Source organism: Paenibacillus sp. NPDC056933 (assembly GCF_042674385.1).
Lineage (GTDB): Bacteria > Bacillota > Bacilli > Paenibacillales > Paenibacillaceae > Paenibacillus.
Genome location: NZ_JBHUQN010000001.1, coordinates 1,632,918 through 1,657,565, shown reverse-complemented (window position 1 = coordinate 1,657,565; position 24,648 = coordinate 1,632,918). Strand labels below are relative to the sequence as shown.

The 24,648-nt window shown below is 44.9% G+C and carries 27 protein-coding genes; all 27 read right to left on the bottom strand.

Going from position 1 to position 24,648, the window contains the following annotated elements:
* Positions 1–33: 33 nt before the first annotated feature.
* The 27 genes from ACFTRD_RS07535 to hslU all read right to left on the bottom strand — a co-directional run bounded on the left by ACFTRD_RS07535 (position 34) and on the right by hslU (position 24,522).
* Complete coding sequence (locus ACFTRD_RS07535; protein ID WP_192266314.1) at positions 34–921, bottom strand: MinD/ParA family protein; 888 nt, start codon at positions 919–921, stop codon at positions 34–36.
* Positions 918–2,264 carry a flagellar biosynthesis GTPase FlhF gene (gene flhF, locus ACFTRD_RS07530; protein WP_379378481.1) on the bottom strand — a complete coding sequence of 449 codons (1,347 nt, stop codon included), beginning with the start codon at positions 2,262–2,264 and terminating at the stop codon, positions 918–920. The genes ACFTRD_RS07535 and flhF overlap by 4 nt, the downstream gene beginning before the upstream one ends.
* Entirely contained in the window at positions 2,261–4,294 is a 2,034-nt protein-coding gene (gene flhA / locus ACFTRD_RS07525) for a flagellar biosynthesis protein FlhA (RefSeq protein ID WP_379378479.1), read from the bottom strand. Before flhA ends, flhF begins: the two co-directional genes overlap by 4 nt.
* Before the next feature lie 25 nt (positions 4,295–4,319).
* On the bottom strand, positions 4,320–5,402 hold the full coding sequence (gene flhB, locus ACFTRD_RS07520) for a flagellar biosynthesis protein FlhB (protein WP_192266308.1): 1,083 nt from the start codon (positions 5,400–5,402) through the stop codon (positions 4,320–4,322).
* A 23-nt stretch (positions 5,403–5,425) separates the two neighbouring features.
* A complete protein-coding gene (gene fliR, locus ACFTRD_RS07515; protein ID WP_379378477.1) occupies positions 5,426–6,214 on the bottom strand; it encodes a flagellar biosynthetic protein FliR in 789 nt (262 codons plus the stop codon).
* Between the two features lie 10 nt (positions 6,215–6,224).
* Positions 6,225–6,494 (bottom strand): flagellar biosynthesis protein FliQ, encoded by a 270-nt coding sequence (gene fliQ, locus ACFTRD_RS07510; protein ID WP_024630226.1) that lies wholly within the window; start codon positions 6,492–6,494, stop codon positions 6,225–6,227.
* Positions 6,495–6,519: 25 nt separating this feature from the next.
* Positions 6,520–7,275 carry a flagellar type III secretion system pore protein FliP gene (fliP, locus tag ACFTRD_RS07505; RefSeq protein WP_192266304.1) on the bottom strand — a complete coding sequence of 252 codons (756 nt, stop codon included), beginning with the start codon at positions 7,273–7,275 and terminating at the stop codon, positions 6,520–6,522.
* On the bottom strand, positions 7,272–7,808 hold the full coding sequence (locus ACFTRD_RS07500; protein ID WP_192273372.1) for a flagellar biosynthetic protein FliO: 537 nt from the start codon (positions 7,806–7,808) through the stop codon (positions 7,272–7,274). The genes fliP and ACFTRD_RS07500 overlap by 4 nt, the downstream gene beginning before the upstream one ends.
* An 11-nt stretch (positions 7,809–7,819) precedes the next feature.
* Complete coding sequence (locus ACFTRD_RS07495) at positions 7,820–8,185, bottom strand: response regulator (RefSeq protein ID WP_017689175.1); 366 nt, start codon at positions 8,183–8,185, stop codon at positions 7,820–7,822.
* Between the two features lie 28 nt (positions 8,186–8,213).
* Entirely contained in the window at positions 8,214–9,488 is a 1,275-nt protein-coding gene (fliY, locus tag ACFTRD_RS07490) for a flagellar motor switch phosphatase FliY (protein ID WP_379378473.1), read from the bottom strand.
* A complete protein-coding gene (gene fliM, locus ACFTRD_RS07485) occupies positions 9,478–10,476 on the bottom strand; it encodes a flagellar motor switch protein FliM (protein WP_379378471.1) in 999 nt (332 codons plus the stop codon). The genes fliY and fliM overlap by 11 nt, the downstream gene beginning before the upstream one ends.
* Positions 10,477–10,515: 39 nt before the next feature.
* Positions 10,516–10,977, bottom strand: coding sequence for a flagellar basal body-associated FliL family protein (locus tag ACFTRD_RS07480; RefSeq protein WP_379378469.1), 462 nt, complete (start codon positions 10,975–10,977; stop codon positions 10,516–10,518).
* Positions 10,977–11,198 (bottom strand): flagellar FlbD family protein, encoded by a 222-nt coding sequence (locus ACFTRD_RS07475; RefSeq protein ID WP_056700597.1) that lies wholly within the window; start codon positions 11,196–11,198, stop codon positions 10,977–10,979. The genes ACFTRD_RS07480 and ACFTRD_RS07475 overlap by 1 nt, the downstream gene beginning before the upstream one ends.
* Before the next feature lie 66 nt (positions 11,199–11,264).
* Positions 11,265–12,083: a flagellar basal body rod protein FlgG gene (flgG, locus tag ACFTRD_RS07470; RefSeq protein ID WP_192266295.1), complete on the bottom strand. Its 819-nt coding sequence runs from the start codon at positions 12,081–12,083 to the stop codon at positions 11,265–11,267.
* An 81-nt stretch (positions 12,084–12,164) separates the two neighbouring features.
* Entirely contained in the window at positions 12,165–12,548 is a 384-nt protein-coding gene (locus ACFTRD_RS07465; RefSeq protein ID WP_192266293.1) for a TIGR02530 family flagellar biosynthesis protein, read from the bottom strand.
* Complete coding sequence (locus tag ACFTRD_RS07460) at positions 12,545–13,102, bottom strand: flagellar hook capping FlgD N-terminal domain-containing protein (protein ID WP_379378466.1); 558 nt, start codon at positions 13,100–13,102, stop codon at positions 12,545–12,547. Before ACFTRD_RS07460 ends, ACFTRD_RS07465 begins: the two co-directional genes overlap by 4 nt.
* A 20-nt stretch (positions 13,103–13,122) precedes the next feature.
* Positions 13,123–14,505 carry a flagellar hook-length control protein FliK gene (locus ACFTRD_RS07455; protein ID WP_379378464.1) on the bottom strand — a complete coding sequence of 461 codons (1,383 nt, stop codon included), beginning with the start codon at positions 14,503–14,505 and terminating at the stop codon, positions 13,123–13,125.
* Positions 14,506–14,546: 41 nt separating this feature from the next.
* Positions 14,547–15,485, bottom strand: a complete 939-nt coding sequence (locus tag ACFTRD_RS07450) for a MotE family protein (RefSeq protein ID WP_192266288.1) — start codon at positions 15,483–15,485, stop codon at positions 14,547–14,549.
* A gap of 42 nt (positions 15,486–15,527) precedes the next feature.
* Positions 15,528–15,980, bottom strand: a complete 453-nt coding sequence (fliJ, locus tag ACFTRD_RS07445) for a flagellar export protein FliJ (RefSeq protein WP_192266287.1) — start codon at positions 15,978–15,980, stop codon at positions 15,528–15,530.
* Positions 15,981–15,991: 11 nt separating this feature from the next.
* Entirely contained in the window at positions 15,992–17,311 is a 1,320-nt protein-coding gene (gene fliI / locus ACFTRD_RS07440; RefSeq protein WP_192266286.1) for a flagellar protein export ATPase FliI, read from the bottom strand.
* Positions 17,298–18,158 (bottom strand): FliH/SctL family protein, encoded by an 861-nt coding sequence (locus ACFTRD_RS07435; protein ID WP_379378461.1) that lies wholly within the window; start codon positions 18,156–18,158, stop codon positions 17,298–17,300. Before ACFTRD_RS07435 ends, fliI begins: the two co-directional genes overlap by 14 nt.
* A complete protein-coding gene (fliG, locus tag ACFTRD_RS07430) occupies positions 18,151–19,167 on the bottom strand; it encodes a flagellar motor switch protein FliG (protein ID WP_062326048.1) in 1,017 nt (338 codons plus the stop codon). The genes ACFTRD_RS07435 and fliG overlap by 8 nt, the downstream gene beginning before the upstream one ends.
* An 11-nt stretch (positions 19,168–19,178) precedes the next feature.
* The gene (fliF, locus tag ACFTRD_RS07425) at positions 19,179–20,762 is read right to left on the bottom strand and encodes a flagellar basal-body MS-ring/collar protein FliF (RefSeq protein ID WP_379378459.1); all 1,584 of its coding nucleotides are present in this window, start codon (positions 20,760–20,762) and stop codon (positions 19,179–19,181) included.
* Between the two features lie 138 nt (positions 20,763–20,900).
* Positions 20,901–21,212: a flagellar hook-basal body complex protein FliE gene (gene fliE / locus ACFTRD_RS07420; RefSeq protein ID WP_192266283.1), complete on the bottom strand. Its 312-nt coding sequence runs from the start codon at positions 21,210–21,212 to the stop codon at positions 20,901–20,903.
* A 59-nt stretch (positions 21,213–21,271) separates the two neighbouring features.
* Positions 21,272–21,724, bottom strand: a complete 453-nt coding sequence (gene flgC / locus ACFTRD_RS07415; RefSeq protein ID WP_379378456.1) for a flagellar basal body rod protein FlgC — start codon at positions 21,722–21,724, stop codon at positions 21,272–21,274.
* 5 nt (positions 21,725–21,729) lie between these two features.
* Positions 21,730–22,137: a flagellar basal body rod protein FlgB gene (gene flgB, locus ACFTRD_RS07410; protein WP_192266280.1), complete on the bottom strand. Its 408-nt coding sequence runs from the start codon at positions 22,135–22,137 to the stop codon at positions 21,730–21,732.
* 984 nt (positions 22,138–23,121) lie between these two features.
* Positions 23,122–24,522 carry an ATP-dependent protease ATPase subunit HslU gene (gene hslU, locus ACFTRD_RS07405; protein WP_379378454.1) on the bottom strand — a complete coding sequence of 467 codons (1,401 nt, stop codon included), beginning with the start codon at positions 24,520–24,522 and terminating at the stop codon, positions 23,122–23,124.
* Between the last annotated feature and the right edge of the window lie 126 nt (positions 24,523–24,648).

Below are 24,648 nucleotides of genomic sequence, written 5' to 3'. Positions count from 1 at the left end.
GTTGTTTCCACCCCTGCTTCCTTTATTCAGAAATCATGTTGTTCGTTTTAGCCACTTTTTCATAAACCCTCTGATTCCTGTTAAGGTTCCGGATCCCGTAGTAGAAGGTGCAGCCAAATAGCGAAGTGCGAGTTTCTCTATATCCTTGGACGCTTTGGCATTCGGATAGGCCAGACTATATGGCACTTGCCTTTTGACTGCCTTTACAACCTGAGCATCTTCAGAAATATATCCAAGTAGCGGGATATCGGTCTGCAAGAACCTTTTTGCCACTCCAGCTATTTTATCCGCAACCCGTTCCGCCTCCTGCTGGTCTTCAACCCGGTTAACGATCATCCGAAAGGGTGTAGCATTCTCCTGGCCATGCATAACTTTGACTAAAGCATAAGCATCGGTTATTGAAGTCGGTTCAGGTGTGGTTATGATCAGGCACTCATCGGCTGCACCGATAAATTTCATGTTTTCTCTGGAAAGTCCGGCTCCCGTGTCAAAAATGACATAATCCATCTCCTGGGCAATCTCTTCTACTTGTTCCGCGAAGAATTCCAGATCACGATCTGACAATGAGAACAATTCTTTCATCCCCGAACCCCCGGCGATATAGGGCAACCCACTTGCACCAAGTTGTATGATTTCCTGTATGGATTTCTGTCGGTATAACAAATGGTACAGATTATAGGAAGAAGAAGTTCCCATAAGAACATCGATATTAGCCATCCCTATATCCGCATCAAATACGAGTACCTTTTGCCCCAGCGCCTGCAAAGTCAGTGCAAAATTCAGTGTGAAATTGGATTTACCAACCCCGCCCTTTCCACTGGCAACGGTTATGATTTTGGAAGAGCGTTGATCACGTTGCATCTCATTCGCTGCGTTAGGCATAGAGACCATATTTCTGAGTGAGGCTGCCTGGTCCTTCATTGTGCATATTCTCCCAGTAACTGTCTGGTCAATGATTCTGCGTCAGGCTTAAGAAGATCATCCGGCACATTTTGTCCATTAGCCACATAAGCAAGCTTGAGTGGAAAACGATGTAATAAGTTAAACATCGGACCACAACTTCCTGTCTCATCCATCTTCGTGAAAATCACCTTGTCCAGTCCATACTTGCTGAAATGTTCCGTAATTTGAATCATATCGGCACTTTTGGAGGTCATGCTCAAGACCAAAAAGGTTTCACTGTTTTCAACAGGAGCAAGCAGGCTTTGCAATTCTGAAACAAGTAATTCGTTCCTGTAGTTTCTTCCGGCGGTATCCATGAAGATCAGATCACATTCCTGAAGCCGGGAAATTGCACGTTGTGTGTCCCCAGGGGATTGTACGACCTCAAGCGGTACATTTAAGATGGATGCGTAGGTTCTAAGTTGTTCTACCGCAGATATACGATACGTATCTGAGGTTATAAACCCCACCTTGCGCTGCTTGTTGAACATCTGTTCAGCAGCCAGCTTGGCAATGGTTGTTGTTTTACCCACCCCGGTAGGACCTGCAACATACACAATACGTGTGGTCGGCATAATGCCTGCCTCAATCCGTTGTTCCAAAAAATGTGATATTTCGCGCTGAAATGCTTGATATGCTTCTACTTCGTTTAACCCTTTTTCAGAGAATTGCATCTGGACAGCATCAAACCAGGATTCCCACACTTCTGTCCATACGTCCTGTTCTGTCAACCGTTGTCTCAGCACATGAAACTCTTCGGGTAATTGGTCAGTGGTATCGCCTTGCCTGGATAGCTTGGTCATCATCAATTTGAGGTCCTGTAGTTCGGACATCAGCTGCTCTTGTTGCGAATTGGTCCCTTGCTGCCCCGCGGCAGATGAACCCGAAAAATCCGCCCCTTGCGGTCGCGGTTTATGCTCGAAGCTCGAAGAAGAAATACCGTTGCTCGTGTCTGAACTGATTCTACTTAATTCAGACACGGCTGAGGCATCCTTAGGTTCCTCTTGCACTTTTTTATCAGCGATATTTTCAACCGATTCGTCAGAAGCAGCGACAAACGAACGAGCCGTTTGTCGATAGGCTTCAGGAACAAAAGCGCGAGGGACCGGAGTAAATTGGTTTTGCACTTGCTTCGTTGGTTGTTTCTTTTCTTCCTTGTCCACTGCAGCGACAACTTCAATCCTTTTTTTGCGGAACATTCCCAACATACCGCCCACCTTAATTTCCTTGGTGGACAGAATGACGGCATCACTTCCCAGGTCTTTGCGAATTTGAAGCATAGCTTCGGGCATGGTCTCAACAACGTATTGTTTTACTCTCATAAGTTCACCACCCCGACACTTTGGATTTCAACATTCGGTTCCAACTCACTATAGGAAAGCACTGGTATATCCTGCATGGTACGTTCAATCACCTGACGCAGATACATACGAATGGTTGGAGAAGTTAATACAACAGGCTGTTGGCCCGACTGAATCAGTCGGTTGACCTGTTCGGTCAATTTTTGATATACACTTTGCGTTGAAGCTGGGTCCAGTGCAAGATAACTTCCTTGATCAGATTGCTGCACACTCTCAGCAATCTTCTTCTCCAGCCCTGGTCCAACAGTAATCACTCTAAGTGTCTCACCTTTTTGGGAGAACTGCTGGGTAATCTGACGAGACAGGGATTGTCTCACGTATTCCGTCAGTACATCCGGGTCCTTGGTATACGTTCCGTAGTCAGCCAATGTCTCAAAGATAGTAACCATATCACGAATGGAGACTTTCTCACGCAACAGCTTGGCCAACACTTTCTGTATATCACCGATGGACAGAACAGAAGGGATCAGTTCATCCACAAGCGCCGCATAATTCTCTCTGAGATTATCCACAAGTGCTTTGGTTTCTTGTCTGCCAAGTAACTCATGCGCATGCTTCTTAATCAATTCAGTCAGATGTGTTGCTACTACGGAAGGCGGATCTACGACCGTATATCCTGCAAGTTCAGCTCTATCTTTGGTTACCTCATCAATCCATAAGGCAGGAAGTCCAAAAGCTGGCTCTGTCGTTTCGATCCCTGTAACTGATTCTTCTTCATATCCTGGGCTCATAGCCAGATAATGATTTAACAACAGTTCCCCGCCGCCAACAACATTACCCTTGATTTTGATGACATATTCATTCGGTCTTAATTGGATGTTATCCCGAATTCGGATAACTGGGACAACTAACCCCAGTTCAAGAGCGCACTGTCTGCGGATCATAATGATCCGATCCAATAAGTCTCCGCCCTGCTGATTGTCAGCCAGAGGAATTAAACCATAACCAAATTCAAACTCAATAGGGTCAACCTGTAACAGATTAATTACGCTCTCCGGACTTCTCACTTCCTCAATCTGCTGCTCCTCTTCCATCTGTTCCTCTGCCACTTGCTTCTGATTCAGGTTGTTCTGCATCCTCCACCCAGAAAAGGCCAGTACACCTGCAAGGGGCAACGTTGTAATGACATGGATCGGTGTAAAAAATCCAAGCATTGCTATTACAAAAGCTACAATATAAAGGAGCATCGGGTATGTAAACAACTGCCCCGTAATATCGTCAGCCAAATTCCCTTCCGATGATGCTCTTGTTACAATAAGACCTGCTGCTGTAGATATGAGGAGTGCAGGAATCTGACTTACCAGTCCATCCCCGATGGTTAACACGGAATAAGTGGACAGCGCATCGGCAAAAGCAAGACCATGAACTGTCATTCCGATAATAAAGCCGCCAACCAGATTGATTAGGAGAATAATGATACTCGCTATAGCGTCTCCTTTTACAAACTTACTCGCACCATCCATGGCTCCGTAAAAGTCTGCTTCACGTTCAATTTTGGAACGACGTTCACGCGCCTGCTGCTCATTAATCAGACCAGCATTCAAATCGGCGTCGATACTCATCTGTTTACCAGGCATCGCATCAAGGGTAAATCGTGCGGCTACTTCAGCTACACGCTCCGAGCCCTTCGTGATAACGATAAATTGAACAACGACGAGAATCAGGAACACGATAAATCCGATTGCAATCTGTCCGCCGGCGATCCAACTACCAAAGGTGGCTACAACCGATCCTGCTTCTCCTTGTCCCAGAATCAGTTTCGTTGTCGATATGTTGAGTGCTAATCGAAACAACGTCGTAATCAACAACAATGCAGGAAAGATGGAAAATTGCAATGCTTCTTTGCTGTTCATTGCAACAAGCAGTATCATCAGTGCAAGTGAAATATTGATGACGAGCAGCATGTCCAACAACCAGGTTGGGATCGGGAGAATCATCATCAACACTATGCCGATGATACCCGCAAGGACAGCAATATCTTTTGTTTTCAATGAATGTACGGCCTCCGATCCCTTGTTATTTCGTTCTGCCCTTTAATTTATATACATAAGCCAGCACTTCAGCTACCGCTTGAAACAAATCAGCCGGTATGGCGTCGCCAATCTCGGCTCTCTGGAACAATGCCCGTGCCAGCGGCTTGTTTTCCATCGTAATGACACCGTGCTCTTTGGCAATTTCCTTAATACGCAAGGCAACATAATCCTGACCTTTGGCTATAATCTGCGGAGCTTCCATCTCGGACCCTTCATACTTAAGCGCAACGGCAAAGTGTGTCGGGTTCGTAATGATTACATCCGCTTTGGGAACTTCCTGCATCATCCGCTGAACAGCCATACGACGCTGACGCTCCCTGATCTTGCCTTTAATCAGCGGGTCACCTTCCATTTTTTTGTATTCGTCCTTGATGTCTTGCTTGGACATACGGATGTTTTTCTCGTAATCGTACTTCTGATACATATAATCAAGTACAGCAAGCACTAACAGAGCCACCGCGATCTTGATGCCCAAATTCAATGTCAGCGAAGCTGCAAAGTGCAAAATGGCATCCAGTGAAAAATGAGACAGAGCTGCAATATCAGATTGCGCTCCTCGAATTGTGCTATAAACGAGGTATCCAATAATCGACATTTTCATGATGGATTTAGCAAACTCCACCAACGAGCGAAGAGAAAAAATGTTTTTAAATCCTTTGATCGGATCCAACTTTTCCAGTTTCGGCTTCAAACCCTCTCCCACAAGCAGAAAGCCAACCTGCATGTAATTGACGATTAATGCAACAAGTGCCGCACCGAGCAAAACAGGAGCTAACAACAGCATCACTTCGATGCCATAACGCATCATTAGTGCCACAACGTTCTCCCCGGTGACCTCCATACTCAGCCGATTAATGAAGATATCTGTAAACAGTCGAACCATTCGTTCTTTATAAAAGTCACTGAACATCATCATAATCAAAAATGTGAATAGCAGAATGGATGCACCGGACAGCTCCATACTTTTGACAACCTGTCCTTTTTTTCGCGTATCCTGTCTCTTTTTCGGTGTAGCCTTCTCTGTCTTTTCCCCTGCGAACATCTGGAGGTCGAGTTGATATTTCATTTGAATCTTGTCCTCCGTTTCACTCAGCCCGGCCTTTGTCCAATGGTCCCAAGCAATTTTTCCATGGATCTGAACATCACTTCGAACAATTGACTAAACACAAAGGCGAAACTGGGAACCAGCAAAAGCAAAATAGCAAGCCCAACAAGTACCTTAAGCGGCATTCCAACGGCAAAGACATTGAATTGTGGAGCTGTCTTCGCCAAGAATCCCAATCCCACATCCGTCAAAAATAAGGCAACTACAATCGGTGCAGACATCTGAAAAGCCAACATAAAAGATTCACCCAATGTATGCACCAAAAATTCAGCAATACTCCCATCTGCCAATCGCAGAAAAAATGCATTCGACAACGGAATCCAGCGATAACTGTATACAATGGCATCAAGCAGATAATGATGTCCGTTCATTGTCAGAAAGAGCAGCACAGCAAAAGCATATTTGAAGTTACCTGTAAGCGGTGCAGAGGCACCAGTCATCGGATCATATACATTGGCCATACCAAAACCAATCTGAAGATCAATAAATGTTCCGGCTGTCTGAACTGCGGTCATTATCAGATAGGCTACAAATCCGAGCAGCAAACCGATTAATATTTCCCGGATGATCAGCAGGATATAGCTCAGATCTGTAGGAACGACCTGGTTTATGCCATAGACCATATAGACAGTCAATGTTACAAATGCCGATAAACCGACTTTAAGAGAATTCGGCACATTCCGAGCCGAGAAGACAGGCGCAGTTACAAAAAATGATGCTATTCGACAAAACATAAGCAGAGCGACAGGAAAACTTTGCAATAATGTCTCCATCTGCAAAAGCCTACCCTATGTATCTGTATAAATTATCGAGAATGTTATACGTGAAATCGACCAGTATATTCAATATCCAGGGCCCAAACAACAGTACTGCCAGAAGAACGGCAATGATTTTAGGTACAAAGGCCAGTGTTTGCTCCTGAATTTGAGTTGTTGCCTGAAACACACTGATTATGAGTCCTACAACCAGAGCTAGAATAAGCATGGGTGCGCTGGCCAACAGTGAAGTATACACTGCTTTCCCGGCCAGACCGATAATAAACTCCGAAGTCATGACCGTCCTCCTTTAATATTCCGGCTCAAGTGTTAAAACTCAGCAACAGTGACTTCACTACCAGATACCAGCCATCGACAAGCACAAATAGTAGTATTTTGAAAGGTAATGAGATCATGACTGGCGGAAGCATCATCATCCCCATAGCCATGAGTGTACTCGCGACCACAATGTCTATAACCAGAAATGGAATAAAAATCATGAATCCCATCTGAAATGCTGTCTTCAACTCACTGATTGCATATGCCGGTACCATCACAGTGATAGGAATATCCTGGTACGTGCTAGGCTTTTCGGTTTGATTGTACTTCATAAAAAGAAGTAGGTCTTTCTCCCTAGTATGTGAGAACATAAACTTCTTCATGGGATCTGCTGCTTTTTCCAACGCTTCGGTTTGTGTGATGTCTCCTTTAAGGTAGGGCTGAAGCGCTACTTGATTAATGGAGGACAATGTTGGCGACATGATAAAAAGTGTTAGAAAAAGTGCCAATCCGACCAGGACCTGATTGGGTGGCATTTGCTGCGTACCCAAGGATGTCCGCACAAAACCGAGAACGATAACAATCCGGGTAAAACTGGTCATCAGTACCAGCAAAGCTGGCGCTATACTAAGTACCGTGATCAATAGGATAATGGATAGTGAGCTCGTACTTGGTGTGCCCCCATCCCCGTTTCCAATTTGAATATCAATATTCGGAATCGGTTCGGCAAAGGCACCAGTAACGGATGCCAGACTGATGAGTCCTATGAAAAAACACGCTAACCAAATCTTTTTCTTCATGAATCCCTCGACCGATCTGTAGTATTGTCTTCTTCCAGGACCTTCTCCATCTTCTCTTTACGGTTAGGCATCTGCCGAAGCTTGGATTCAAACAGTTCGTGAAAAGAGGTTGTATCCTCAAGTTCCATTTCCCGGGGCGGTTCATCTTTGCGCAAGCGAGCTGCCAACTTTGCAATGAGAGGCGAAAGACTCCCCTGTTGTGCTGACGCATCCCGTTCAAATGAATCAATGATTCGCTGTGCCTCTTCAAGATCCGAAACCTTATCCACCAGCTGTATGTCATCGCCCACACCGAGTAGATAAACGCTACCGCCAATTTCTATAATTTGCAGCGACTTGTTTGGTCCCAGTCCGACCCCACCCAGAATGCGAATTGTGCCGTTCCGGAACCATCGCTGATTCCGTTTGTTTAGAAAACGAATCAGATAGACTATAAGAACCAGAATGACGGCCAGGACAACAATCACCCATACAAGCTGAAAATAATAATTGACTCCCGTGTCCACACCTTCTGGAATCTTATCCTGAGCCATCATCATGTCTCTTAAACGCCCAGCGTTTTGCTGATTGCTTCGATAACCCGGTCAGATTGGAACGGCTTCACGATGAAATCTTTAGCTCCGGCCTGGATTGCATCAATAACCATCGCTTGTTGGCCCATTGCAGAGCACATAATCACTTTAGCGTTAGCATCAATTTTTTTAATTTCTTTCAGTGCTGCAATACCATCCATCTCAGGCATGGTAATATCCATTGTAATCAGATCAGGACGAAGCTCCTTAAACTTCTCAATTGCTTGTGATCCATCCTGTGCTTCGCCAACGACCTCGTATCCGTTTTTGGACAAAATGTCCCGGATCATCATTCTCATAAATGCAGCGTCGTCCACGACTAAAATTCGGTTTGCCATCTTGATTCAAGTCCTCCCTAAATTGTGCTTATTGTAATTTCTGAATTCGGTCCCATTGGCTTACGATATCTATAACTCTAACACCAAAGTTTTCGTCGATTACGACAACCTCACCTTTGGCAATCAACTTGTTATTTACCAAAATATCGACAGGTTCACCAGCCAGTTTGTCCAGTTCGACAATTGAACCTTGTGACAGTTCTAAAATATCCTTAATTTGCTTCTGGGTCCTCCCTAATTCTACGGTGACTTTAAGGGGAATGTCCATCAATAAATTCAAATTGTTTTCGTCCACCTGACCGAACGCCCCATTTTGTAAATTGGCGAACTGAACCGGTTGTACGTTTACATTCCTATTCGGTACACCGCCGTAATGCTGTGGTACACCATAAGGTTGCTGCGGAGGCATGCCATAAGGCTGTTGTGGCGGCATCCCTTGAGGCATTCCCATCGGAGCCTGGCCATATCCGTTATAGTCCTGAGCTGGCGGCTGTGAAGGTTGTGGCGGCATCTGCTGCTGAACCGAAGGTTGCTCATGTGCAACCGATGGTTGTGGTGTTGGTGCTACAGGTGCTGGCTCAGGTGTTGACACAACTGGTGCATTCGCTGTAGACTCCTGAGCGCCCCCGATCAACATCTCTACCATCTCTTTGGCAAAATGCACTGGAAGGAGCTGCATCAGATTGGAATCTATCAGATCACCAATCAATAGACGGAATGATACTTGGATCAGCGTCTCATCATCTGGAAGGTTACTGACCCCCTCACCACTTTCCATGTTGAGAATATCAATTCCCGGGGGAGAGATATTCACAAAACGGTTAAAGATCGTGGACATCGATGTAGCAGAAGAACCCATCATCTGGTTCATTGCTTCCTGTACTGCACTAATATGGATTTCGTTCAGTTCTTCATCGACTGGGTTTCCTTCTCCACCAAGCATCAGATCGGCTATGACTTGAGCATCGCGCTTCTTGATTACTAGAGAGTTAATCCCTTCAAATCCATCCACATAATTCACATGAACTGCAACATGAGGCTTGGGAAACGCTTCTTCAAACTGTGTCCGGCTGATGATGGAAACCTTAGGGGTTGTAATATCTACTTTTAGGCCCAATAGCGTGGACAAAGCTGTCGCTGCGCTACCAAATGTAATGTTACCAATCTCACCCAAAGCATCCTGTTCCAGCTCAGTCAAAAAATCATCAACCGTTTTCTCTGCTGGTTCTGTACTATTCATCGATTCCGATTGCCGGAGCAAAGCATCGATTTCTTCCTGGGATAAATAATCCTTACTCGTCAAATTCTTCAACTCCTTCGGTGACAATCTCGTCTATTTGCACAGCCACACGATCTTTAATCGTTCCCGGGCTCCCCATATACTTCAGCCTATCGCCCACTTTAATGGACAACCCCTCATCAACCGGTTTGTTCAACGTGATAACATCGCCAACAGACAGACCCAGAAATTCAGCAATCGATATTCTGGATTCTCCCAATTCCGCAACGACAGGCAGTTTGGCTTTGTTCACTCGTTCTCGGAGAGCATCGTACTCTTCTGGAGCTCTTGTCTTTTTCTCCGAAACAAACCACTGATGAGTCGACAAGCGGGACATAATAGGTTCAAGAACGACATGCGGGATACACAAATTGATCATGCCTGTGGTGTCACCGATTTTGGTACTCAGCGAGATCAGAGCAATGGTCTCATTGGGTGATACAATCTGCATAAATTGCGGATTGGTCTCCAGCGCTTCCATCCTTGGAGAAATATCCAACACTGTCTTCCATGCTTCCTGCAAACTCTCAAACGCTCGGCTGAAAATCCGCTCCATAATCGTCGTCTCTATTTCCGTCATCGATGCGATCTTTGTTGGTGCATTCCCCGTTCCGCCCAACAGGCGGTCCAGCATTGCGTACCCCACGTTGGGATGAACCTCCATCACCATCCGTCCCTGTAATGGCTCCGCCTCAAATATGTTCAATATCGTCATCTTCGGAATAGAGCGGATAAACTCGTCATAAGGCAACTGTTCAACCTGAACGACATTGATCTGAACGAACGTCCGCAGTTGGGCTGAAAAATAAGTGGTGAGAAAGCGTGCAAAGTTTTCGTGAATACGGGTCAAGCTTCGAATATGATCTTTGGAAAATCGAACTGCCCGCTTAAAATCGTACGATCTAATTTTCTTCTGAGTTTCTTCCTTCTTCAATTCCTCAGCATCCATCTCACCAGAGGAAAGGGCTGCTAATAGGGCGTCAATCTCATTTTGTGATAATACATCCACCATGTTCTCACCCCCTTACAGATTTACAGCGTGTCCTGTTCATTACATCGGCGCCATCACAAAAGCAGAAAAACTAGTGCTGGCAAGCTTACCTTCTGGCAATGCTTCATTAATAAGCTCGGTCAAATTTTTATTAAATTGAATGCGACCTTTCGCTGTAGCGAGCTCATCAGTTTTGGTATCCGCAAAAGTCTGAATGATAATAGGTTTCACCGTGATTTCCTTAATTTTCTCAAAATCTTCTTTAGCCTTTTTGTCAGACAATTTGAAAGAAAAACTTACAACGACAACATGGTCTATATCAGCCAAGTTGGTTTTGATTTCACCAAGCTCTGAGGAAACTTCAACAATCTCATCTGCAGTCATTTTCTTCTCTTCAGCAGCGGCTGCCGTATGTGTATCAACCTTATTCCCATTCTGTCCTTGCATAAATACAAACACAACCACCACAATGAGTGTTATAGCTAACAAGCTAGTTGCAAGCCATGGCAACATCTTTTTCATCAGGACTCCTCCGTTTGCTGCACTTTGATAGTGGCTGCCTGAACCCCGATTTCACGGTTGTATTCTTTAATTTTGGAAATGACTTCATCCGCTTTTTCAAGCACAATGAGTCTCTTTCCGGTTACCAGAGTAATATACGTGTCCGGTGTTTCTTCTACAATCTCAACCATCAGCGCATTTAACCACATGGGAGAACCATTTAACCGCGTAACCGAAATCATGCTAAGCCCCCTCGATCAGAGTGGAGGAGCAGGCTCCCCCACGCATTCAATATTACAAATCAGTTATTAACGTTTCAGGTTAACTACTTCCTGAAGCACTTCATCGGATGTTGTAATGATCCGTGAGTTCGCCTGGAATCCACGCTGAGCTACGATCATTTCTGTAAATTCACCAGTCAGATCCACATTGGACATTTCAAGTTGTCCTGCAATAATTGAACCTGTTCCATCTTCTGCACTATTGGCTGTCAAAGGTTCAAGTGCACCATCCGGATTGGCATTTGCAGTCATGCGATACAGGTTGCCCCCGATTTTTTCAAGTCCTTCCGGATTGACTACTTTACCGATCCCAATCTGTGGACCTGGCTCGATCGTTCCGTCAGCCATAGTCTGGTTGATTGTTCCGTCCTGACCAATCGTGAATGAAACAACATCATCAGGAATGGTAATGTTGCCACCACCGCTGTCCATTACAAACAGACCGTCTGAAGTCAGAAGGTTGCGAGCCGCATCAACGTGGAAATCACCGGCGCGAGTAAGGTAGGGAACTTCCTGATCTTCGCTCAATCGTACCAGGAAAAAACCATCTCCATTAATACGCAAATCTGTTGGATTGTTTGTTGTCATAGGACTTCCAGCAAGATGCAACGTGTCAATAGAACCTACAGATACACCCAAACCGATTTGCTTTGCGTTCACACCACCGGTTGGAGTATCCGTCGGAGCAGTTACCCCTGCTGTCGTTTGGCTCATAATATCTTTGAACATGACACGACTTCCCTTGAATCCAACCGTATTTACGTTCGCAATATTATTACCTATTACATCGAGTTTTGTTTGAAAACCCCGCATCCCGGAAACGCCTGAGTACATTGATTTCAACATTTATAAAAAGCCTCCCAGCCTTAATTTGGTTGCCGCATCAGTCGGTCAGCGGCATTCCGGCTCCCGAGAAGGGCCAGCCGGTCAAGAAATGATTACAGCACTATCAATCTGAGTGAATACATTGTTCTTCATGCTCTCACTATCCATGGCTGTGACGACAGTGCGATTTTTGACATTCACGATAAAGGCCATATCCTGCATCAGAATCAAGGATTCCTTGGCTCCTTTGGCAGCGGCCTTATCCAGGGCAGTTCCGATTTGCTGCATCTGCTCAGTCTTGAGTTCAATACCACGCTGTTCCAATCTTTTGGCAGCATGATTACTCAATTTCAGAAGATTGTCTTCCAGTACCTGGGCAAAAGGTCGTTCAGGACCATTGGATGTGTCTCCCGTTTTAGAGCGATTAAGCAAATTGGGAGTAATCGGACCTGTATACAGCTGGCCTACGGTTATCCGATCACTCATAATATGTTTCCATTGTCTTCAGGCTGTGCTGAGGATTCCGGTTGATTGCCCTGGTCCTGGTTTGCTTCAGCTTCAGCTCCATCTGCGACGTTCTGAACAGGCGGTTCATTTCCTTCAGCCTGTGCTGGATTGGTTACCTGAATAATTTCATCCAACTTGATCTCGTCCTTGCCAACTTTCGCGTACTGTACACCGTCTCTTACAACGATGGAATCCACAATACCCTGACGGAGGGTTCCGTTATCCTCTTTATTAGAAGAAAGCCAACTGATCTCTCGGCCAATCATGCCAGATACTGCTCCAAGAGACTGATTCAAAGTCTTAAGCTGAGTCGAGATATTCACCAGTTGTTCTACCGAACTGAACTGGGCCATCTGAGCGATAAATTCCTTATCTTCCATTGGTTGCATAGGGTCCTGATTCTGGAGCTGAGTAATCAATATTTTCAGAAACTGATCCTTGCCCAGTTCCTTTGTTGCAGCACTTGTTGTGGCTTTATTCGCTGCCGAATAGTTGGGCCAGGTATTATTCGTTGAAATAGCTTCATTAGCCATATTTTCACCTCATTTCTGATTTAAGCTTCTGCGGTAAACGTGTCTCTTTGAAGGTCAGTTCCGTCTTCATGCTCGCTGCGCCAGTTGCGTAATTCTTCCTGAAGACTTGCTGTACTTACAGCGTCATCCGATTGTTCTTCACGTTCACGTGAACGACGTTGCTGCTGTGAGTTACTTCCTGGCTGGCGTCCACCATCTTGATACATCTGTGAACCTAGTGAACTGTTCTGAGTAACCTCAAGCCGTTCCACTTGAATGCCCTGAGCCTGAAGCGAGCTACGCAGCTGCATCATCTGCTGTTCCAGCATGTCTTTCGCCATCGAATGTTCTGTCATAAAACGTGCAACCAATTGTCCATTTTGCAAAGTAATCTGCACATCCAGCTTACCCAGATGTTCCGGACGAAGTGAGATGGTCGCCTCCGAAAATCCTTTTTGCTGCACGATATCCAATTTGTTCACGACAAACTGTGTCATCTCTTTTGCAAATTGAGATGCTTGCATTACAGGTTCAGCCGGTTTACCTGCTGCTGTACCTGATGAACGCAAGGACAACTCACCTGCTGTGATGATGCTTGAATGGTCCATTTCCCCAACTTCCTTTGAAGAAGCTGTTACGTCCGATTCAACAGTACCTTTAGTCCCAGCATTTGAAGCCGTCGCAACAAGAACTTGCGGTACCACCGAGTCTTGCTTGGACGATTGAACGGAATTTGTTGGAGCGACTTGAACAGCCTGATCCTTAGCTGCCCCTAAGGTGTCCAGAATAGATTTGAGCTCTGTCCAACCTTTAGTAAGACTGGTGTCAATACCAGCATCTTGCAGCTGACTTTGAAGAGATTGAAGCAGGTGCTTGAATTCTGGCGCATTTTTGACAACTGCACTATTCGGCTCGTTCATACCAGCAATCAACTGTGTAAGCACGTCCTGTAATACAAAACGCACTGCTGCGGGATGCTCTGCTAGATCAATTGCTGATGCCGCACTTCCCGTTTCAGTTGTGGACTCATCTGAACCTTCAGCTTGAGTGCCTGAATTAGCATTTAATTGAGCGTACATCTGCTGAATCAGACTTTGTAAATCCTCTAGTAGTGAAGGATCATTCTCCAAAGCTTTGTCAAGCGAATCCAAATCTGCGAATAGCGAACTCAGGATTTCGGTGATCGACGTTTGTTCGCCATCATCACTCGTTGCAAATGTAAACATAAGTGGATTCGCTGTTAAACTCCCTGAAGCAGCCGAGCTGTTATCCTCTGTTGTACCTCCACTCAAAGACTGTGCCAGAGTTTGTAGAAAATCACCACTCGTCCCAGCAACTGCACCTTTGGACCCCGTTCCTGCTGTCTGAGCTGCACCTGTTGTCTTGGCAGATGACGTAGATGTCATTTGATATACAATCGACATTTGTTTTCACCTCCTCTCCATAGTGAACAGAAGCACAAATCTTACTTGTTACCCATTAATTTGTTTAAAATTTTCGCAGTTTCGACCGAATTTTCTGTCGACATGTTTTCAAGCAATTGAGAACGTGTCGCATCGTCCACAGAATTCAGGATGGTCAAGGTTTTGTCAGGACTTAATTTATAAGTCTCTAACAGCAGCTTGGCGCCACTCGAGGCCGACATAGAAGCAAACGTTTGACTAAGCTGATTTTTATCCAAATTTTTGGAGTTGGTCGTAGACGCCGTTGATGTTGTTGCAGTCTCTTTCTTTAATCGAGATTGTATGGCATCCAAAGCCAGATCACCGGATGGTTTTGCATCCTTCATCATCATCGTGACATCAGCCGCTGTTTTCGGATCCATTTTCTCCAGCACCTTGGTCCGCGCTGCGGATTGCATCGCACTCAAGAGCAGTACCATCTCTTCATTCGTCATATTTTGCAAAATCGGTGCGGCCTTGCTGGGACTCATGTCCGCATACATCTTAGCCAAATCTTTGATCTGTTTCTGATAATCTGATTCAGTCTCCGGTGTTGCCGACGCAGCGGTTTCAGCCACTTTTTCGGCATCATCCAATTTTTTTTGCAGATCGGTTGCTTTTTTTGCCTCAGTCGTCGTTGCATTTTTCGCTTCTTTGAGCTCTGTTTCCTTGGCACTTACTTGTGCTTTCAGCTTTTCTATTGTTGCTTCTGCACTTTCGACCTGCTGCTCACTTTTCTCCAGTTTCTCTTTCTCTGGGTCTAAAACAGGATCAGGTAGCCAGTTCTTCACGACAGGAACTTTGTTAGCTACTTCAAGCAAATTATTGCGAATATCTACATTAAATAGAGTGAGCAGTACACCCAGCAGTACCACAGTAAATACAATGGGGATTGAAATCATCAAAAACTTTTCCCAACCGCCGCTCGACTCTTTTTCCAAATCCGTGTCTTTAACAGCCATGGTTCTTTCCTCCTTCACGAGACAACTTCGCGCCCGCTCACATCAATTCGCGCGTCCGGCTTTGGCAGCGAAGCGTACAGTAGCCATCTCGTCCAGATCGTTCTGTTCCCGGAGGAGCATCTCCTGCTGAAATTTGATTTTGGCCTTGTCTCTCGCTCCAACCCACACTTTTTCATCCATCATTTTTCCGTTCAGAAACGTCTGATTCCGCTGCACATTGACCTGAGCATGTCGAACATCACTGTTTTTTCGTAATATGCACTCATCAAGATGATGGACATACCGCTGCATCTCCTGAATACTGGATACGGAAGCCTTGCTTTCCGTAGCGGATTGAATGACATCAATCAGTTTCCTTTTATCATTCATAAGTTGTAAAAGATGCTCTTCCTCAGTCTGCAGTTTTCCGATTGCTGTGGATAACATCCACTCCGCTTGCGTTTTTTCATTGCTTTTCAGGTCAACAACCTTCTGGAAATGATATCGAAATTTCATCGTTTACCCTTTCATCTCCTTGCAAATTCAAGAATCAAACGTTCCTGTACCTCACTTAGCGTTACTTTTTCATCGACTTTCTGTCTTGTAAAGTTCCAAATGCTATCAATCTGGTCTATGGACTCATCGATGGCTGCATTGGAACCTCTTTGGTAGGCCCCGATGTTAATTAAATCCTCTGATTCTTTGTATACAGCCATTAGTCTCTTCATATTATTAACAGCTTCCAACTGCTCTTCAGGAGCGATATCCTTCATTACACGACTAATGCTGGCAAGTACATCAATGGCAGGAAAATGACCTTTATTCGCAATGGACCGATTTAGTACAATATGACCATCCAGTATCCCCCTCACCGCATCCGCGATGGGTTCGTTCATATCATCCCCATCCACCAGGACCGTGTAAAAAGCTGTAATCGAACCTGTAGGCCCAGTCCCTGCTCGCTCAAGCAACTTGGGCAAACTTGCAAACACAGAAGGTGTATACCCTCTCATCGCAGGGGGTTCTCCAACGGCAAGTCCCACTTCCCTTTGAGCCATGGCGTAGCGGGTAACGGAGTCCATCATCAACATCACATTCATGCCTCTGTCTCTGAAATACTCCGCAATTGTGGTTGCGATGACCGCACCCTTGATTCGAATCAATGCAGGCTGATCGGACGTAGCAACAATAACGACGGATCGTTCCAGCCCTTCCGGGCCCAAATCCCGCTCAATAAAATCACGAACCTCACGTCCCCGCTCGCCAACCAAAGCAATTACGTTGACATCAGCTGCTGTATTGCGGGCAATCATACCCATCAGCGTGCTTTTACCCACACCCGATCCGGCAAAGATTCCGACCCGCTGTCCCTTGCCAACCGTTAAGAGACCGTCAATGGCTCTCACACCCACACCCATCGTTTCGAGTACCCGAGGTCGGTCCATCGGATTTACTGGCGTATTGGACGTAGAGTACATTGGCATTCTAGATGGCAACAATGATCCGTCCAAAGGTTTCCCCAATCCATCTAATACCTTACCGAGCAATTCTGATCCAACCTGAACCCCAAGCGGTTTCCCGGTTCCGACCACATCACATCCAGGACCAATGGATTGAAGTTCACCGAGTGGCATAAGCAGCACTTTGTTATCCCGAAATCCAACGACCTCTGCCTGAAGCGGCTTGGCGGACTTGCCTGGATAGATATAACATACATCGCCAATACTCGCATCCGGACCTTCAGACTCAACCATAAGACCAATGACCTGAGTAACTTTGCCGTTAATGCGAACGGGATCAAACTGCCGCAGATGTTCCATATAACGTTGTGAGCTAAGAACCTTCATGTTGATTTTTTCGCTCCTCATCCTCAAGTGCTATGCGGACCAGTTCTTTTTTGATTTCAGAAAGCTGTGTATCGATTCTCGCATCTACGCTTCCAAATGAAGAGCGTATAACACATCCTTTGTCTTTTACCGTAGCATCAGGCAGAATTTGCAATTCTGCTTGGGAGTCAATCGCCAGAGCCAACTCCTCACGCGCGCCTTGAACAAAAGCAAATTGATCAGGCGCCACACATAATGTGATCATGCCCTGCTCCCGTTTGCGTAACAAGTTCTGACGAATCAGCTCTAGCGTATGCTCCGGTTCAACAGACAGTTGTTTATCTATTACTTTCTCAGCAATACCGCAGGCAAGCTCCACAAGGAAAGGCTCTGCTTCCTGAATTATCTGATCTTTAGCTACGTATGCTTCCTCAAGTACCTCACGGGCTTCCTTCATCATCTCTTCGATCTGCACCTGGAGATCCAGTTCAGCCTGTACTTTGCCTTCTTCAAAACCCTGTTGAAAGCCTTGTGAACGAAGCGCTTCAGTCAGATGTTCGTCCTGCTGACGCTGCTCCTGCCACCAGGTATCGATTTGTTCACGGGCTTCTTGAAGCATTCGCTCCGCTTCCTCCGAAGCTTCACGTACCTGCTTTTCTGCAAACTCCTTGGCATCCTCCAGCATCTCCGCAGTAAGACGTTGTGTTTCCTCGTCTACGCGTGCCTGCAGCACCTCAGCTTCGGAACCTTCAGCACGTTCACCGTTTAATTCCGATTCAGACTCTGATCCACCATAATGATGATGATTTTCGAGTCGTTTGCGGTCATCGACCGGTACATACTGGAAAGATTTAATCAAATTAGACAATGATATCATCTCCTCCACCGCGAGCGATAATGATCTCACCAGCTTCTTCCAATCTACGGATCGTTCCTACGATACGAGTTTGAGCTTCCTCAACATCACGCAACCGCACAGGTCCCATGAATTCCATTTCTTCCTTGAACGTTTCTGACATCCGTTTCGACATATTCCGGAATACGGCATCCCGTACTTCTTCGCTTGCCACTTTGAGCGCCAATTGCAAATCTCCGTTGTCGATATCCCGGATAATGCGCTGAATTGAACGATCATCCACATTGACGATATCCTCGAATACAAACATGCGTTTCTTGATTTCTTCTGCAAGTTCCGGATCCTGAATTTCCAGCGAGTCGAGAATGGTACGCTCCGTACCCCGGTCGACTCCATTCAAGATCTGAACGATTGATTCGATACCACCCGCATTCGTGTAGTCCTGCGTCACAGTGGATGATAACTTCTGTTCCAGTACGCGCTCCACTTGAGATATTACTTCCGGAGAAGTGCTGTCCATCACAGCAACCCTGCGTGCTACGTCCGCCTGCTTCTCTTGTGGCAACGAAGACAAGATGGCTGCTGCCTGCTCAAATTGCAAGTACGATAGTACGAGTGCAATCGTTTGAGGACTTTCGTTTTGAATGAAGTTCAAAATTTGATTTGGATCCGCTTTGCGTGCAAAGTCAAATGGTCTAACTTGCAGCGTAGCCGTCAAACGGTTAATAACTTCAAGTGCTTTTTGCGATCCGAGTGCTTTTTCCAAAATCTCTCTTGCGTAAGTAATACCGCCCTGAGAAATGTATTCCTGTGCAAGACAGATCTGGTGAAACTCAGCCATAATCATATCTTTTTCGGAAGCATCCACTTTGCGAACATTGGCAATCTCCAACGTTAGTTGTTCGATCTCCTCATCACGCAGATGTTTGAAGATTTGTGCGGATACCTCCGGACCTAATGTAATCAGCAAAATTGCTGCTTTTTGTCTTCCAGTCAGCCCCTGACTGCTTGCCTTCGCCAATGCGTTCACCTCTATTCGTCAGCCAGCCATGTACGCAGCAGATTGACGAATTCGTCTGGCTTTTTCTTGGCCAAACTCTCCAATTGTTTGCGCACTTGACTTTCGTTCGTTACACTGTCCAACGTAATGGACGGAAACTCTGTTGCTACTGGTAGAGGAATCTCCTCTTCCTCTATTTCGTTCTGTTTGCGGCGACGACGTACTAACAAAATAACAACCGCAGCAATCAAAGCTGCCACCAGTGCGCCTGCACCCCACATCATTCCTGTAGAAAGCTGGAAGCCTGTATTTGCTGTCGCAGGAGTCTGGAAGCCCTGTGATAATACAGAAACTTTTTTGGTCAAATCAGCGTCACTTATTACAGTGCCAGAGTCGGCCAACGAAGCCCGAACGATATTGACCAGTATATTCTCAATAGCATCCTTGACCGGTTGTGCCAATTCGGTTTGTCCAGCAGGTGGTTCAACCGCGACATTAATGGTTAAGTCTTTTACAGTATATGGACTGGAGATAATATCCTTTGCGATTCGGTTAACCTCATAATTGATGGTGCTTGATGATTCTTCCGAGTTCGCATTGCCTGATGTATCTGATGATGGATAACCCGGAACGTCCTGTTGGCCGGTACCAGCAACACCGCCTGTTGGATTACTGGCTCCCGTGTAACTTTTTTGAATCTCCTGCACACTGATTTCGATGCCTTTCATATTGTCTACATCGACGGGTGTAACCAGATTTTCTTTCCGAGTTTCTTTATCAAAGTTCAGCTTGGAAGCCACAAGAACGTTGACTTTATCCTCACCTACAATCTGGGAAAGAAATTGTTTCACGTTATTCCGAACATCATTTTCAAATTTTTTCTGCAAAGCCATGTTTTCCTGTACTTCAGTAGATAATCCACCACTACCACCACGTGCTGTTGGAATCAGTTCCGCTTCATCCGTGTTGGTGATCGTGATATTCTCAATAGGTAGATTCGGAATAGCGGTTTTAACCAAATTAAAGTAGCCATCTACCGCTGCCTGATTTGGGTGATAACCGGGTTTAAATTGGAGAGCCACCGATGCTGACGCTTTATCCTGTTCTTCCAAACCAGCAAAGATATTATCTTTGGGCATATTGACCAGTACTTTTGCATCTTGTATACCTTGCATCCGTTGAAGCAATTGCTCCACTTCTCCGTTCAATGCGTTGTTATACTTCACATCAAACTCTTTGTCCGTCATACCAATTGGTGATGATGATTCCTCGAATGACTTATATCCTAATGAACCATTCTGAATAATCCCTTGGGACCCGATGTTCACTTTTGCAATCGCAACATCCGTGCTTGGTACTGATATGGTCTTGCCATCTGCACTTAATTTGTACGGAATACTTGATGAATCCAGGTAATTAATGACGCCTGCAGAATCACTTGCATTCAAATCCGTAAACGCAACTTCATATTCTGTCTTGGACAATTGCATGGTCAGTACGACTGCCGCCAAAATTAAAAACAGAAAGGTTGAAATAAATAATACTTTTTGCTTTTTGCTAAAACTATTCCAATACTGGGATACCTTGTCCCTGTACTGGGCAATTCTCTCATTCACTCTGTCACCCCATCCGAAACTTAGCTTAGTCTGTCCTGTTTTTAATCACTATAGGTTCTAAAAGATTAAAGTCAGGAGCAGCATGCAGCTGCTTGTTGTAATGATCAGCGCTGTTGTCGAAGCGCAAGTATGCCGTTTTTATAATTGCGTACGCATAATCTCTTGATATGCTTCGACCACTTTGTTTCGGACTTGAGACGTAAGTTGAAGACTCAGCAGAGCCTGTTCTGATGCGATCATCACCTGATCAACGTTCACTTTTCCGAGCATGAATTGGTTTGACATTTCATGCGCTTGGGACTCCTGTGCAGCTACAGACCCGAGCGCATTCTGTAGGTATGTACCGAAGCTCTGAATGGTTTCGGCTGGTGTGGATGGCTTGCTTTGTGCCGTACTTTGCATCTGAAGCGGTTGAATCGCCTGTGTGTTAAACATGTTGTTCTGAATCATTAATGTCCCTCCCATTCATCTCTGTACTTCGGTTTTATGGACCATCCTTAAACTGTTAACTACGCCCTTCCAATCTCCAGTGCTTTCGATATCATGGCCTTGGTTGAATTTAAGGCTGTGACGTTTGCCTCATATGAACGTGATGCCGAGATCATATCTACCATCTCTTTTGCAATGTCCACGTTAGGCATGTACACATACCCCTCAGCGTTGGCATCCGGATGAGAAGGATCATAGACAGGTTTCAAAGGCGATTGATCTTCACGAATCTCTGTTACTCTAACCCCATCACCGGAACTATTATTTCTCATCTGATTTTGCAGCAAGGTGTTGAACGAAGTCTTATTTGGTTCAAGTACGACCATCTTTCGCTTATAAGGGACTGCTTCACCATTGGATACGCTCGCGCGTGTCGTCTCTGCATTGGCAATGTTGGAAGATATAACGTCCATTCGCAAGCGCTGAGCTGTCAGAGCCGATGCACTGATATTAAAACTGTTACTGATGTTCACCTAAGCTATCTCCCTTCGACTCCAACACGCATCATTTTGATCTGTTCATTCACTTGCTGGATATAAGCGTTGTAACGCAACTGGTTCTCGGCCAGAAGACTCATTTCCTTGTCTACATCGACGTTATTCTGGTTGTTATTCATGGAAGTCGACTGATCCATATTGACTACAGGTGTCGGTACGGAAGAGGAAGGACCTATGACAAAATGCCTTGAATCCGTTACTTTCCCTTTAAGAGCAGGCATATCTCCATTCATTTGATCCTGTAGTATTTCTTCGAAAGAAACGTCCGAACGCTTGAAATACGGGGTGTCGGCATTCGCGATGTTGTCAGCAATCGTTCGTTGTCTGATGTTGGAGGCATCGAGTGCACCTTGTAACCTTTGGAAACTAATATCATTCAAAAGATTCATATTTTCCCTCCTCTCCTTAGAAATTATGGAAAAAGATTCAACCTTTTTCCTTCAAGTTGCTTATGCTTTTTCGACAAAAACATTCGCTTTTACACGTTTTTCTAGGACTTAAGTAGAATTAACTCTGATGTTGTCGTATAACATAAGTTTCTTCGAGATTGGGATATATTACAATAAGAAAAAAGCCCTATCTTTTCAGAAAGACGGGGCTTTTTGTGTATTTTCTGCAAATTATGAATTTTTTCGTAAATGTTGAGGCCCAAAACAAATGGAAGCTTACACTGCTCTAATATTTGCTAAAACATTCTTAAAATTTATCAAGCCTGTTTCTGATGCATATTGCGTGTTTAATCGGTGGTTCGTTGAAGATTCCAGAATTTCTATGTTGGTTCCTGTTAGAAATTTTTACCGTAAGAATAAGGTTTCGAACTAAAATAATTTATTATTATTCCATACTGTTAATTTAATAATTGACAAAAAACGTATCTTATATTACTAGTATCCACCAATTATAAGCAACACTTTCTTAACATTTATAACTTTGTAAGTTGATTTTAAAAACACAAAAAAATTTTGTCGTCCCCATAATTCGCTTTCATTCATTTTGCGCATTTATGCAAGTTTCTCTCTCCTTGCTGATTAAACCGATGACCAGACTTGGAAAATAAAAATCCTTTTATTGGAATTTTTAGAATGTTCAAATATCCCTTGTCTTGGATACCTTCTGTTTTAAAAAGACTATATATACGGCGCAAGTCCTAGATCATCTCATCTCTCATGCCGACTCCAACTCTTTTATCGGTTATATGGCAGAATTATATTAGATCACAGCAAAAATAAACGGTATACATTGAATGGATGAAGCCAATTCCACAAAAATGAGGATCAAATATCCTTACCTGTGTAATTGCAAAATCTTCATCTATCCGTTGTATACCGTTCTTCACACTTCAACGTTGCCTTCAATAGAACAATAATCGTTAGTTACAAAATATATTGACTTAGATCCCGATCGAGCGCAATATCATTCAATTTCTCACGTACATATTCCGGAGTGATTACCATGCGCTCCAGCGTTAGCTCTGGTGCCTCAAAGGATAAATCCTCAAGAAGCTTCTCCAGAATAGTATGCAGGCGACGTGCACCGATATTTTCGGTATTCTGGTTCACTGACTCAGCGAGCTTGGCAATCTCACGAATAGCATCATCCGAGAATTCAATCTCAATATTCTCAGTACGCAGCAAATCCACATACTGCTTGGTTAAAGCATTTTTAGGTTCCGTGAGGATCGAAACAAATTCATCAAGCGTCAGGCTGTTCAGTTCTACACGGATTGGGAAACGCCCCTGGAGCTCTGGAATGAGATCCGAGGGTTTTGCTACATGAAAAGCACCGGCTGCCATAAACAGGATGTAATCCGTTTTAACAGGACCATACTTCGTCATTACCGTAGAGCCTTCTACGATAGGCAGAATGTCACGTTGAACCCCTTCCCGTGATACATCGGGGCCACTACCGCGTCCCTGACTGGCTACTTTATCAATTTCATCAATGAATATGATACCTGTCTGTTCCGCCCGGTGGATGGACTCCTGCGTAACATCATCCATATCGATCAACTTGCCAGCTTCTTCCTGGATCAATACCTTGCGAGCTTCCTTAATCGCCAGTTTGCGTTTTTTGGTACGACGAGGCAATAAACTGCCAAACATCTCCTGCATGTTCATCCCCATCTGGTCATTTCCTTGACCGGCGAACATGTCCATCATGTTTGGCGTCGTATCTTCCACATCAATTTCGATCACGTCATCTTCCAACTTGCCAGATAACAGGTCGAATCTGATTTTGCGCCGCCGCTCAGCTACTCCCGTATCCGGTTCTTGCTCATCGGTTTCTGGCGTAGTGTTGCCATTATTTCCAAAAATCATTTCAAACGGATTCCGTTGATTTTTGGATTTGGATTGTGAAGGGACCAAAATATGTACGATCCGTTCATTGGCAGCCTCTTCCGCTTTGTCCTTGACCTTTTCTGTACGTTCCAGCTTGACCATCCGCAGCGATGTTTCAATCAAATCACGAATCATCGATTCCACGTCACGGCCAACATAACCCACTTCTGTGAACTTCGTAGCCTCTACTTTTACGAATGGAGCTCCAACCAACTTGGCCAGGCGGCGTGCAATCTCTGTTTTACCAACACCAGTAGGTCCAATCATCAGGATATTTTTAGGTACAATATCATCTTGGGTATGTTCAGGCAAAAGGCTGCGGCGGTAACGATTGCGAAGGGCAACTGCTACCGATTTTTTAGCCTGTTTTTGACCTACAATGTATTTATCAAGCTCTGCAACGATTTGTCTGGGCGTTAACGCTTGAGTATGCATATAGCTTCCCTCCTACCAATATGCGAACTTTGTTTTAGAGATACCACTTTATAAAGGCTTACCTACAAGGACAAAGAATCTCCACGAATGAACTGGAGCTGAAGGAATCTCAGGCCCCATTACGGG

What these genes read in the sequence shown, in the direction of transcription:
- ACFTRD_RS07535 (WP_192266314.1), bottom strand. Translation starts at nt 921, where the DNA reads ATGAAGGACCAGGCAGCCTCACTCAGAAATATGGTCTCTATGCCTAAC.
- flhF (WP_379378481.1), bottom strand. Translation starts at nt 2,264, where the DNA reads ATGAGAGTAAAACAATACGTTGTTGAGACCATGCCCGAAGCTATGCTT.
- flhB (WP_192266308.1), bottom strand. Translation starts at nt 5,402, where the DNA reads ATGAAATATCAACTCGACCTCCAGATGTTCGCAGGGGAAAAGACAGAG.
- fliR (WP_379378477.1), bottom strand. Translation starts at nt 6,214, where the DNA reads ATGGAGACATTATTGCAAAGTTTTCCTGTCGCTCTGCTTATGTTTTGT.
- fliQ (WP_024630226.1), bottom strand. Translation starts at nt 6,494, where the DNA reads ATGACTTCGGAGTTTATTATCGGTCTGGCCGGGAAAGCAGTGTATACT.
- fliP (WP_192266304.1), bottom strand. Translation starts at nt 7,275, where the DNA reads ATGAAGAAAAAGATTTGGTTAGCGTGTTTTTTCATAGGACTCATCAGT.
- ACFTRD_RS07500 (WP_192273372.1), bottom strand. Translation starts at nt 7,808, where the DNA reads ATGGCTCAGGATAAGATTCCAGAAGGTGTGGACACGGGAGTCAATTAT.
- ACFTRD_RS07495 (WP_017689175.1), bottom strand. Translation starts at nt 8,185, where the DNA reads ATGGCAAACCGAATTTTAGTCGTGGACGACGCTGCATTTATGAGAATG.
- fliM (WP_379378471.1), bottom strand. Translation starts at nt 10,476, where the DNA reads ATGGTGGATGTATTATCACAAAATGAGATTGACGCCCTATTAGCAGCC.
- ACFTRD_RS07480 (WP_379378469.1), bottom strand. Translation starts at nt 10,977, where the DNA reads ATGAAAAAGATGTTGCCATGGCTTGCAACTAGCTTGTTAGCTATAACA.
- ACFTRD_RS07475 (WP_056700597.1), bottom strand. Translation starts at nt 11,198, where the DNA reads ATGATTTCGGTTACGCGGTTAAATGGTTCTCCCATGTGGTTAAATGCG.
- flgG (WP_192266295.1), bottom strand. Translation starts at nt 12,083, where the DNA reads ATGTTGAAATCAATGTACTCAGGCGTTTCCGGGATGCGGGGTTTTCAA.
- ACFTRD_RS07465 (WP_192266293.1), bottom strand. Translation starts at nt 12,548, where the DNA reads ATGAGTGATCGGATAACCGTAGGCCAGCTGTATACAGGTCCGATTACT.
- ACFTRD_RS07460 (WP_379378466.1), bottom strand. Translation starts at nt 13,102, where the DNA reads ATGGCTAATGAAGCTATTTCAACGAATAATACCTGGCCCAACTATTCG.
- ACFTRD_RS07455 (WP_379378464.1), bottom strand. Translation starts at nt 14,505, where the DNA reads ATGTCGATTGTATATCAAATGACATCTACGTCATCTGCCAAGACAACA.
- ACFTRD_RS07450 (WP_192266288.1), bottom strand. Translation starts at nt 15,485, where the DNA reads ATGGCTGTTAAAGACACGGATTTGGAAAAAGAGTCGAGCGGCGGTTGG.
- fliJ (WP_192266287.1), bottom strand. Translation starts at nt 15,980, where the DNA reads ATGAAATTTCGATATCATTTCCAGAAGGTTGTTGACCTGAAAAGCAAT.
- fliI (WP_192266286.1), bottom strand. Translation starts at nt 17,311, where the DNA reads ATGAAGGTTCTTAGCTCACAACGTTATATGGAACATCTGCGGCAGTTT.
- fliE (WP_192266283.1), bottom strand. Translation starts at nt 21,212, where the DNA reads ATGATTCAGAACAACATGTTTAACACACAGGCGATTCAACCGCTTCAG.
- flgB (WP_192266280.1), bottom strand. Translation starts at nt 22,137, where the DNA reads ATGAATCTTTTGAATGATATTAGTTTCCAAAGGTTACAAGGTGCACTC.
- hslU (WP_379378454.1), bottom strand. Translation starts at nt 24,522, where the DNA reads ATGCATACTCAAGCGTTAACGCCCAGACAAATCGTTGCAGAGCTTGAT.